Annotated in this window: 10 protein-coding genes; 5 read left to right on the forward strand and 5 right to left on the reverse strand. The window is 68.3% G+C overall.

Going from position 1 to position 10,610, the window contains the following annotated elements; translation table 11 throughout:
• Positions 1–83 precede the first annotated feature (83 nt).
• The 4 genes from Raf01_RS38345 to Raf01_RS38360 form a co-directional block, all read right to left on the reverse strand.
• The gene (locus Raf01_RS38345) at positions 84–893 is read right to left on the reverse strand and encodes a class I SAM-dependent methyltransferase (protein WP_203923009.1); all 810 of its coding nucleotides are present in this window, start codon (positions 891–893) and stop codon (positions 84–86) included.
• A complete protein-coding gene (locus tag Raf01_RS38350) occupies positions 890–2,533 on the reverse strand; it encodes a radical SAM protein (RefSeq protein WP_203923010.1) in 1,644 nt (547 codons plus the stop codon). The genes Raf01_RS38345 and Raf01_RS38350 overlap by 4 nt, the downstream gene beginning before the upstream one ends.
• Positions 2,534–2,797: 264 nt before the next feature.
• Positions 2,798–3,427: a hypothetical protein gene (locus Raf01_RS38355; protein WP_203923011.1), complete on the reverse strand. Its 630-nt coding sequence runs from the start codon at positions 3,425–3,427 to the stop codon at positions 2,798–2,800.
• Positions 3,428–3,502: 75 nt separating this feature from the next.
• Positions 3,503–4,234, reverse strand: a complete 732-nt coding sequence (locus Raf01_RS38360) for a hypothetical protein (RefSeq protein WP_203923012.1) — start codon at positions 4,232–4,234, stop codon at positions 3,503–3,505.
• A gap of 163 nt (positions 4,235–4,397) precedes the next feature.
• On the opposite strand from Raf01_RS38360, the gene Raf01_RS38365 reads away from it, so the two are divergent.
• The gene (locus Raf01_RS38365) at positions 4,398–4,928 is read left to right on the forward strand and encodes a GNAT family N-acetyltransferase (protein WP_203923013.1); all 531 of its coding nucleotides are present in this window, start codon (positions 4,398–4,400) and stop codon (positions 4,926–4,928) included.
• Between the two features lie 26 nt (positions 4,929–4,954).
• Here the strand turns inward: Raf01_RS38365 and Raf01_RS38370 are convergent, their stop codons facing one another.
• A complete protein-coding gene (locus Raf01_RS38370; RefSeq protein ID WP_203923014.1) occupies positions 4,955–5,530 on the reverse strand; it encodes a uridine kinase family protein in 576 nt (191 codons plus the stop codon).
• A 217-nt stretch (positions 5,531–5,747) separates the two neighbouring features.
• Here Raf01_RS38370 and Raf01_RS38375 point away from each other — a divergent pair, with 217 nt between their 5' ends.
• The 4 genes from Raf01_RS38375 (at position 5,748) to Raf01_RS38390 (ending at position 10,576) form a co-directional block, all read left to right on the forward strand.
• Positions 5,748–6,368, forward strand: a complete 621-nt coding sequence (locus tag Raf01_RS38375; RefSeq protein WP_203923015.1) for a dihydrofolate reductase family protein — start codon at positions 5,748–5,750, stop codon at positions 6,366–6,368.
• A 53-nt stretch (positions 6,369–6,421) separates the two neighbouring features.
• Positions 6,422–6,619, forward strand: coding sequence for a hypothetical protein (locus tag Raf01_RS38380; RefSeq protein WP_203923016.1), 198 nt, complete (start codon positions 6,422–6,424; stop codon positions 6,617–6,619).
• Between the two features lie 301 nt (positions 6,620–6,920).
• Positions 6,921–8,777, forward strand: coding sequence for an ABC transporter ATP-binding protein (locus tag Raf01_RS38385; protein ID WP_203923017.1), 1,857 nt, complete (start codon positions 6,921–6,923; stop codon positions 8,775–8,777).
• Positions 8,774–10,576 (forward strand): ABC transporter ATP-binding protein, encoded by a 1,803-nt coding sequence (locus Raf01_RS38390; RefSeq protein ID WP_203923018.1) that lies wholly within the window; start codon positions 8,774–8,776, stop codon positions 10,574–10,576. Before Raf01_RS38385 ends, Raf01_RS38390 begins: the two co-directional genes overlap by 4 nt.
• Positions 10,577–10,610: the final 34 nt, after the last annotated feature.

Raw genomic sequence — 10,610 nt, forward strand, 5'->3', positions numbered from 1 at the left:
GTTTCCCGACGACGGCCGGCATTCATGCTGCGTCAGGCACACGCCAGCGGTCGGTCGTTGCCGAACCCGGACGTGCCGCCGCGTCATACGGTTTTCTGGGCGGTGATCAGGGCGTAGCCGATCACGCCGTCACCGATCGCGGCGCGGGCCGCGGCTATCAGGGTGGGGGCGCGGTCAAAGTCGACCCCGAGAGCTTCGGCCTGGTCGCGGGCGGTCATCCGGACCAGCATGAGGCGGGCCTCGATCTGGTCGAGCATGGCCGCGATCGCGGCATCGTGCCGTTCAGTTCGAGTCGCGGTGAGTCCTGCGCCGGTCAAAATGTCGGTGTACTCGTCGAGGGGTCGCGCGTCGGCGACGCAGGCGATCCTCCCGCTCAGCCCGGACAACTCCGGTGGTAGCCGGGTGGGGTCGACGGTCACGTCGGTGATGCCCAGCCGACCGCCGGGGCGTAGCACCCGAGCGAGTTCGGCCGCGGCGGTGGGCTTGTCCGGGAAGGTACAGAACGCGCACTCACACACCACCGCGTCGAAGTCGGCGTCCCCTACGGGCAATCGTTCCGCGTCACCCAACTCGAACCGGGTCTGATCAGCCAGGCCGGTTGACCGGGCCGCATCGTTGGCGAGCGCGATATTGGTGGGCGACAGGTCCACGCCGGTGACGTCGGCGTCGTACTCGCCGCTCAGCAGTAGCGCGCTGGCGCCCCGGCCACTGGCCACATCCAGAACCCGGTCTCCGCCAGACAGACGCAACCGGTCGGCCAGCCGCCGGGTCAACCCGAGGCCGCCCGGGTGGTAGGACTCCCCGAGCAGCAGCGCCACCACGTCCGAGCCGTACGCGGCGGCGCAGCATGCCTTGGTCTCGGCGGCTGACGGCGGCTGGATCGGGACGTTCACCGGATCCTGCGACCGACGTTGGTGGCATCCGCCGCGCTCCGCGACCGGCCGTCGTGACCGTTCCTGGCGATCTTGGAGCCGTAGGGCGAATCGGTGAGGATCGGTCGCAGCGGCAGCGCGTTGGGAACCACATCCGCCACGGGTACACCCGACATGTGTTCGCGGACCTGTTCCCGGTAGCCGACAGAGTTGTAGGCGCAGAACGGAATCAGCCGGCCGTCCGGGGTGATCTCCTCCACACAGCATTTCATCAACTGCTTCACGTTGAGGGTGTACGGGTCCTGGAAGTCCTGAACGACGATCATGAACGCGCGGTCGGTCAGGTTCGCGACCGCCTCGGGCAGGTTGATCCCGCAGGCATCCCCGCAGTCCAGAGCCGCGGCGGCCTGGGCGAGCCGGTCTCGGGTGGTGTCGGTGCCCATGAACGCGGAGGCTGACCACAGCTTCTCCAGCGCCTCCCGTACCGCGAGGTCGGGCACGACCCGGTTGGAGATGTAGTCCAGGTAGTCCTCCACATTCAGCAACCGAGGGATGGGTACCACCGTGAACTCAGGGGTGCCCGGGGTGCCCTCGGACAGCAGGTAGGTGATCGAGCGGCAGGCCGGGAAGCAGCACGGCACCGGAAAGAAATCCTTGGCCTGAAACCAGTCCGGGAGCTGCTGGGCGATGGCGTGGATGATGTCGGAGTTCGTCAGCCGGGTCAGCGGGTCGAATTCGACGTGCCGCCCGGAGTGGGTGACCGGCTGGAACGACACCGACCGTACCGCGGGGTGGGCAAGGCCGTATTCGATGATCGCCCCGAGTTCGTGGTCGTTGACGCCCCGCTCCACTGCGGCGACGAGGGTGACCGTCAGACCAGCCTCGGCGCAGTTGTCGAGGGCCCGTCGTTTGATCGCGCGCAGATCCCGGCCGCGGATCTCCCGGTGGGTGCGTTCCTCCAGGCCGTCGAACTGCAGGTAGATGTTGACCGCCCAAGCAGGTTGGTTCCGCTGCGCGAGAGCGGCCACGAACGCCTTGTCCGAGGCGAGGCGGAGGCCGTTGGTGTTGAGGTTGACCGACCGGATCGGCCGCGCCTGGGCGGCGTCGATGAACTCGAGGATCTGCTTGTGGATGGTGGGTTCCCCGCCGGAGAACATCACCACCTCGGCCTCGCCCTCGGATTCCACGAACACGTCGAGCATGCGTTCACACTGTTCGAGGGTGATGGAGTACCCGTCGGGTTGGTGACCGGAGTCGGCAAAGCAGATCGGGCAGTCCAGGTTGCAGCCGGTGTTGACTTCGATGATGCCCAGGCAGGCGTGCTGCTTGTGCTCCGGACACAAGCCGCAATCGGAGGGGCAGCCGTCGCGGACCTCGGTCTGGAAGCTCAGCGGAATCGTGCCGGGCTTGTTGAACCGGGCCGAGTCGAGGTACATCTGCGCGTCGCCGTACACCAGAGCCTCGAACACACCATGGTCACGGCAGCGTTTACGCAGGTACACCTTCCCGTCCCGAATGTTGACCTGCCCGTCGACCACGACCTTGCACACAGGGCAGATGGACTTGGTGTACTCGATGAACACCTCGTCCCGGTCCTGCTTGCGGAGGACGGCTCCGGTGGGTGCCGGCCCGGGACTGGGGGCCGGTTCGGCTCCGATCATCAGAACTCCTCCCGACAGGCGACCGACCAGGCGCCGATGAGCGGGCGCATCGATGCCAGCCCGTCCGGCAGGCTGCCCCCACCTCGGAGACCCCCCAACCTCACGGTATGCCTGAACCGATTGCGCGGGGCCGTGTTCGAGACCGCCAGGTCCAGGTGAAAGACGATCACTGCGCCGGTCGCGTCCCGTGCCGCCAGCACCGGTTTGGCCCGGCCTCAATTGGAGTGAAGCCGCGGGCGGCGACGAGCGATGCGGGACCTTCGCTCACCCATGCAATCGCTGCGCCCAGTAGATCTGGTCGTCGTCACCGGTGAGGACGACTCCGACAAGCAGGCGCGAAACGTCGACTGGCGTCGTGGCGTAGAGATCTCTGTTTCGATCGCGGGAGTCGGCGCTGGGGAACACGGCGACGAAGGTCACCGACGTGACGCCGGAAGACATCGCGACCTCCAGCTCCTCGCCGCTTTCCCACCAGGAGCCGTCCTTGTACACCATGCCGGCGCCTTGCAGCCACGGGTATCGATTGGCGACTTTCGTGTCCACAGAGCTTGTACCGAGACTGGCTCGTAAGGGGTCCACTCCGATGAAGGGCGGTTTCCGGTGCTTCCCTTCGTCGATCAGATACAGGAGCAGATTGCCCGTCGATGTCGGCGCCTTCCGCCACCTGACCGTACCCGCGATGAGCTGGTCGCCCGCCCCGATCCGTGGGGCGTTGACCGTGGGCCCCAGCAATGCTTGGGCTTGATCCTCGGTGACCGGATGCAGCTCAGCCGACGCGTGCAGCGCGGTTGCGGCGTAAGGCGGACGGTTATGCCACCACCGCTGGACGAGAACTGCGCTCGCAACAAGGGAAGCGGCGATTGCGAACACGATCCAAGTGCGGGTGCGGGCCACGATGCGTAGTGAAGCACGCCATGGGCCGGCCGCGCTGTCCCGTGCTCGCTGGTGGCGTCACACAGATCGGAGCGGTCAGGTGACGAGGTCGAGAGTGCGGTCGTCGCGATCCCGCGTGCGTGCACGGCGTTGCCGCGACAGGCGGTACAGCGGGGTGAGCGTCATGCCGGCCGCGAACGCCCAGCCGTGATGGTCCCCGGCCGCGATCAGCACCGCCGCGGCGAGCACCGTGACGCCGATCAGCGCGAGGTCGGCCCGTCGCGGCCAGCGGCCTCGGGCGAACTGGTAGAGCCACGCACCGATCACGACGACCGCGACGGCCACGATCCAGTTTGTGAGGCTGAACAGGGTGATCGCGGCCAGGAAGTAGGCGACGAACATCAGGGAGACCGACGGGGCCGGTTCGCCCAGTACGACGGCCATCGCGAACAGCGCCGCGACACCGAGAATCGCGACCGAGTTGCCACCGCCGGGCGGTTCCAGCCAATAGCCGGTGGCCTGCCCGACGACGCCACCCACGACGTAGCCGACGAGCCACCACCGCGGGCCGAGCACGCTTTCGGCGCCGATGCCGATGACCGCGAGGAACACCATGTTACTGACGAACTGCGCGGTCCCGGAGACGCCGGGCGACGCCATCTGTGTGAGCAGCGGCGAGAACAGGCGCCACCAGTGCGACCAGGTGAGACCGTCCGGGTCGCGCTCCAGGCCCGGCCCCCAGCCCTTCACCGTCCACTGTAGAAGCTCCGCAACCCCGGTCAGGACAAGAACGATGGTCGTGACGATCGGGAACCGGCGCTGCCTCATGTGATCAGCGTATAGAGAGCCGGTTCCGGCGCGGTACCGACAAATGTCACCGAAGTCCCGGGTCAGATCAACCCCCGGCCATGGGGCTCGCCGAATATCGACCCGCAGGAGGCGCGAATCGGGGGTTGAGGCGCGTTGCTCGGCGCTGGCTAGATTGGGCCGCATGCGTACCATCGCGAGCGACCGCCTCCTGCTGCGCCCCTGGCGCGATGAGGACGCCGACTTCCTTCTGGATCTCGAGTCGCGCTGGGAGGTCGTACGATTCTTGGGCGCGCAGCCCACGATCATGAACGACCGCGAGGATGCCCTCGCCTCGATCGCGCGCCGACGCTCTATCGACGATCCGATCCACGGGATTTGGGCCATCACCACGGCGGCGGACGGCCGGCTGGTGGGAAACCTCCTACTCAAGCCGATTCCCCTGTCGGCCGGGGAACCGGCCGGCGGGCCGACCGATGTCGAGATCGGCTGGCACCTGCATCCGGACGCCTGGGGGCACGGCTATGCCACCGAAGCAGCGGCGGCGGTCCTGGACGACGCGTTCAGCCGAGGTCTGGCGAGGGTCATCGCGGTCACGGATCCGGACAACCGTGCCTCCCAGGCCGTCTGCCGGCGACTCGGCATGACGCACTCCGGCCGGACGACGAGGTACTACGACACGCCGAACGAACTCTTTGAGAAGCTGGCCAGCTGACCGAGAGGTGTACGGCTGCGCGGCCGTCACCTGGTGGGCACGCCGAACATCGAGGTGTCGATGATGGTGTCGGCGCGGTTGCGGGTGTCGTCGGCGGCGAAGAAGGTGTCCTCTTCACGCATCCACCGCTGCCACAGTTCTTCCTTGCCGGGGAGAGCCGTGTCTCTTGCCAATCCGCGGGCCAGTCGCAGCTCTGCGGGCGCCTCCACCCAGACGGCATACGCGAGGCGGCCCATCGTCTCGCGGCGCGTGCACGTGACGCCCTCCAGGACGATTGTGGACGACCACGGCTGGGTCTTCCACGCACCCAGTGAGGAGCCGTACCAGTCACTCCAGTCCCGGGCCTGGTAAACGGCGTCTCGACCGGCCAGCAGGGGGGTGAGCACCTGCGTGTCGAAGCGTGGCCACCAGTCGGCGAAGCAGTCCCACGACACGAAGTCATCGATCTCGACGATCGGAGCGGCGAGCAGCTTCGAAACCTGAGCGGCAAGGAAACTCTTGCCGGATCCGCTCGGGCCGTCGATGCCGACGATCCGAATGCCGTTCACCGGGTCCCGCCGGGCAATGTCAGCGGCGATCGTCCCCGCCACATCGATGGCCATGTGTAAGCCCTTTCCTATGCCGACCGCCGCACCACCATAGCCCGCCCGGGTGCAGCGCGGTCGCCGGGAAACTGTGGTGCTGTCGGAGCGCTGACGACCGGCGTCCCGGAAATTCTTTGAAGAATCCGGGGGGCGGTGTCGGATCGGGGCGGTGGTGTTCGTAGCAGGGGTGAGGCCGACCATGAGGGGCGGCGCCAAGGTAAGGGGAACCGCGACCATGAAGTTGACGACCATGACTCAGGTCACCATCGACGGGGTGATGCAGGGAAACGGCCACGCGTCGGATGAGGACCGCAGGAACGGATTCGAGCGCGGCGGATGGGCCCGCGGGAAGGGTGACAAGGAGACCCACGCGTTCATCAACCAGACTTACCAGCGCGCCGATGCGTTCCTGTTCGGCCGGCGGACCTACGAGCTGTTCGCCGGCTCGTGGGGGTCCTTGACGGTCGAGGATGTCCCGGGCTGGGAGCCCGTCCTGCGGGCATTGAACACACAGCCCAAGTACGTGGCGTCGACCACGCTCGCCGATCCGGCGTGGTCGGGTACCACCGTCCTGTCCGGAGACGTCGCGGCTGCCGTCCGGGAACTGAAGGCTCAGTCGGGGGGTGAGCTGCAGGTACACGGCAGTGGCGAGCTGACCCGGTGGCTGCTGGAGAACGGTCTGGTCGACGAGATGACTCTGATCGTGGTTCCGGTGATTCTCGGTCAGGGCGCGCGACTGTTCCCGCAGACCGGTCCAGATCTCGCGCTGAACCTGGTCGAGTCGCGGGTCGACTCGAAGGGCGTGACGATCCAGGTCTTCCGGCCGGCCGGGCGCCCGGAGTATGCGACCGACTGAGGCACCGCAGCGGCGTACCGCACTGTCGTGACACCACAGGAGATGATCTTCAGATGCGGTACCAGATTTCTGTGGTCTTCGATGAGACCGACGGTCTCGCCACCCCGGACGAGGACACTGCGATCGACGTGTTCAACGACCGCCTGGTGACGCTGACGCCGGGGCGGCAACCCGGGCCGCGACAGCGTCCAGCGCTCCCACGGTCGATCGTGCTCGCTCACGGGTGCCGGGGACGGCGCTCACCCGCGTGACTGCGGTGGCGCCGTCCGCTATGGTGTCGCTATGGGTTCCCCCACTTTCGCCGCCGCTTAGTGGCGGTACCGCGGTTGTTGTAACCGCGGCCTCGTTGCCTGCCCCGCTCGGGGTCAGTGCAGGGCGTACCGCCGGACCAGTGTGTCCCGTCGGCAGTCACTCGCTTGTTTCTCTGTGCTGCCGTGTCGTCTTGCCTGATCAGGGGGAACAATGCGGCGGTTCGGCGGCTCAATCCGCAGCGCCAAGGGGCCTTCACGGGGTCTGATCCGAGGAATCCGAGCACTTACCGACGTAGACCTCATGACAGTTCGCTGGGCTAGGCCGGCCCAGTGGCTATGGAGGCGCTGGCGGGGCTGGTGGTCGATCATCCGGCTGCTTCCGGTGGCGGGCGGGATCGCGGTCGTCGCGATGGCGCTCAATCTGCTGATCGGCGTACTGCCCTTCGGCTTCGTGATCGGTACGAGCGTTGCCGTTGAGCGGGTTGTGGGGGCCGGGCGAGGCGGCTGGGGCGGGGTTCTGGTCGCGGTGGGGCTGGCGGTGGCTTCGATGCTGCTGCAGGCTGTCCTCGCGCCGTTCCAGGCCGCGTTCGGCGAGCTGATCAGCCGGCGGGTGGACGGAACATGCGCCCGCCGGCTCATGCGCGCCACCCTCGCCGAGGCTCCGCTCGAGCTGCTGGAACGGCCGGATGTCCTGGACAAGATGGGTGATGCCCGCCGGGGTCTGGTGGAGTACTTCACCACCCCGGGGGCTGCCGTCGCGGGGCTGATCGCCTTGGTCGCCCGATACGCGCAGCTCGCCGGCGGCGTGGTGCTTACCGGGGTGGTACTCGGCCCGGTGGCCGCGCTGGTCATCACGGCGGCGGCGCTGGTCGCCCGGTTCGGGGAGCGGGGCGCTCAGGCCCGGTATTCGATACTCAGAAACCGGAGTGCGGCGGCACGGCGCAAGGCGTACTACGTCCTCGACACCGGCAGTTCTCCGGCCGCCGCGAAGGAGATCCGGCTGCTGGGGACGCTGTCGTGGTGGCGGGAACGCGGTGATCGTGACGCCGCCGCCTATCTGAGTCCGCTGTGGCGTGCCCGGCGGCGGATCCGCCTTGCGCCGTTCACGGCGTACAGCTTGGTGGTGCTGGCGGCGACCCTGGCCGTGCTGCTCATGCTGCGTGACAACGCCGATCGCGGTGGGCTGAGCGTCCTGGGCCTGTCGCTGGCCGTGCAGGCGATCCTCGTCCCGCTGCGGTTCGGGGTGTACTTCCCGGAGGCCGATGCCCAGACGCAGGATGGCATGCATGCCTACGGGTCGATCCTGGCGATCGAGCAGGCCGCCGCGCGCCAGGCGGCGGACCGGCGGCGGCTCGGCGGCCGGCCGGCAGGACAGGTGCCGGTCTCCGCGGTCACGTTCGAGAAGGTGAGCTTTTCCTACCCGGGCAGCAGCCGGCATGTGCTTCAGAGGCTCGACCTGGAGTTTCCCGCGGGCACGTCGACCGCGATCGTGGGACTGAACGGGGCGGGCAAGACCACCCTGGTCAAGCTGCTGTCGAGGTTGTACGAGCCGACCGGTGGCCGGATCAGCGTGGACGGGATCGGCCTGGACGAGTTCGACTCCCGGTCGTGGCAACGGCGCCTGGCCGTGATCTACCAGGACTACGTCCGCTACGAGCTCGACGCGGCCGCCAACATCGGGCTCGGCGCGCCCCGGCGCTTGGGCGACTCGGAGGCCCTGAGACGAGCCACCGAGTGGGCGGGTGCCGTCGAGGTAATCGCGACGCTGCCGGACGGGCTGGCGACGGTGTTGTCCAGCCGGTACTCGGGCGGGGTGGATCTGTCCGGCGGGCAGTGGCAGCGGATCGCTCTGGCGCGCGCCTTGTTCGCCGTACAGGCGGGCGCCTCGGTGCTCGTCCTGGACGAGCCGACCGCGCAGCTGGATGTCCGCGCCGAGGTCGCGTTCTTCGACCGGTTCCTGGAACTCACCCGTGGACTGACGACGGTGGTTATCTCCCATCGGTTTTCCACGGTGCGGCGCGCGGATCGGATCGTGGTCCTTGACGGCGGCCGGATCACCGAGCAGGGCAGCCACGAAGAACTGGTGGCTGCGGGCGGGCAGTACGCGGAACTGTTCGAGTTGCAGGCACGGCGATTCACCGGCGAGGAGAAGGCATGAGAATCTTCCTGGCAGTGCGGTTCCTGTTCGCCTTGGGCCTGCGGGTGGACGCGGTGCGGCTGCTGCGCGCGACGGCGCTCGCGGTCGCCCTTTACGCCGCCGCCCCGTTGGCCGCCCTGGCGTTGCGCGGCCTCACCGATGACGTGCTGGCCCACCGCGCCGGGGCCGCACTGATCGCGGTGGTGCTCGCCGCGGTGGCGCTCGTCGCCCAGATCATGCTCGGCCACTTCTGCCATCTGGACCTCGTCCGAGTGTCGGATGCGCAGGAGATGCGGCTACGTGGCGAGCTCACGGACCTGGTCAACGGGCCGCCCCGGATCGATCACCTGGACCGGTCCGAGGTCGCCGACACGGTGGACCTGGTACGCGACAACCTGCTCGCCACCACCCGGTCCCTGGAGGCGGTGCTGCAGCTCGCCGGTCTGCTGGTGCAGATGACCGTCACGATCGTTCTCCTCGGCCTGGCCAGCCCGCTGTTCGCGATCCTGCCGCTGTGCACCGTGATATCGGTGCTGCTCGAGCGGACGGCGCAGTCCACGGTGGAAAACGCCCGGGAAAGGACAGCTGAACGGCTCCGGCTCGCCAAGCACCTGCTCGAACTCGCGACCAGCACCGGCCCGGTCCGGGAGCTGCGGCTGTTCGGCGCCGAAGACGAGATCCTCCACCGCCAGCGGGCCGCCTGGGACGAGGTGACCACCGCGATGTGGCGCGCCCACCTCAAAGCCGCGGTGTACCGGGCCCTCGGCCAGGGATTCTTCGTCCTCGGCTACGGCGGCGCCGTCGTGCTGGAACTCTACGGCGCGCTGCGCGGGCAAGCCTCCGTCGGCGACCTGGTCCTCGTCATCACCCTCGCCGTGCAGGTGAGCGTGCAGGTCTCCGGCGCCCTCGGAGTGCTGTCGCAGCTACAGGTCGCCGGGCGCACGACCGACCGGATCGGACAACTGCGCGCGGTCGCCTCCGCTACTGCCGAACCTTCCGCGGGCGCCGGAACCGCTTACGCGGCGAACGTCGACGGCCTTTCGAGCAGGCTGACCCACGGGATCACGTTGGAGGACGTCTCATTCACCTACCCCGGCGCGGAGCGGCCCGTGCTGTCCGGGGTGTCGATGCACATCCCCGCCGGGTCGACCCTGGCTCTGGTCGGCGAGAACGGGGCCGGCAAGTCCACCCTGGTGAAGCTCCTGTGTGGCCTCTACCGGCCGACCAGCGGACGGGTCCTGGTCGACGGCCATGACCTGGCCGGACTCGACCCCACGCGCTGGCGCTCCTACGTGGCCGCCCTGTTCCAGGACTTCCACCACATCGAGCTGACCCTCGGCGAGAGCATCGGACACGGCGACATCGCCCGCGCCAGCGACACCGAGGCAGTCACCGCCGCCGCGGGAAGAGCCCGCGCCGACCGGGTTCTGCGCACGGTCCCCGGCGGCCTGAATGGCTATGTGGGCCACTCCTACGCCGACGGCACCGAACTGTCCGGCGGCCAGTGGCAGACGGTGGCCCTGGCCCGCACGCTCATGCGCCAGCACCCACTGCTGCTGATTCTCGACGAGCCCGCCGCGGCTCTCGACCCCTCCGCCGAGCACGACCTGTTCGAGCGCTACGCGTCCTCGGCCCGCCGAGAGAACGACGGCATCACCGTGCTCATTTCCCACCGCTTCTCCACCGTGGCCATGGCCGACCTCATCGCTGTCCTCGACCACGGACAGCTCACCGAATACGGCACCCACCACGAACTCATGACCGCCCGCGGTCTTTACGCCGAACTGTTCACCCTCCAGGCTCGTGCCTACGGTTCATGAATCAACACGGAACCGGCGACCACCGGCAACGCCC

Origin of the sequence: Rugosimonospora africana (assembly GCF_016862975.1) — a bacterium.
GTDB lineage: Bacteria > Actinomycetota > Actinomycetes > Mycobacteriales > Micromonosporaceae > Rugosimonospora > Rugosimonospora africana.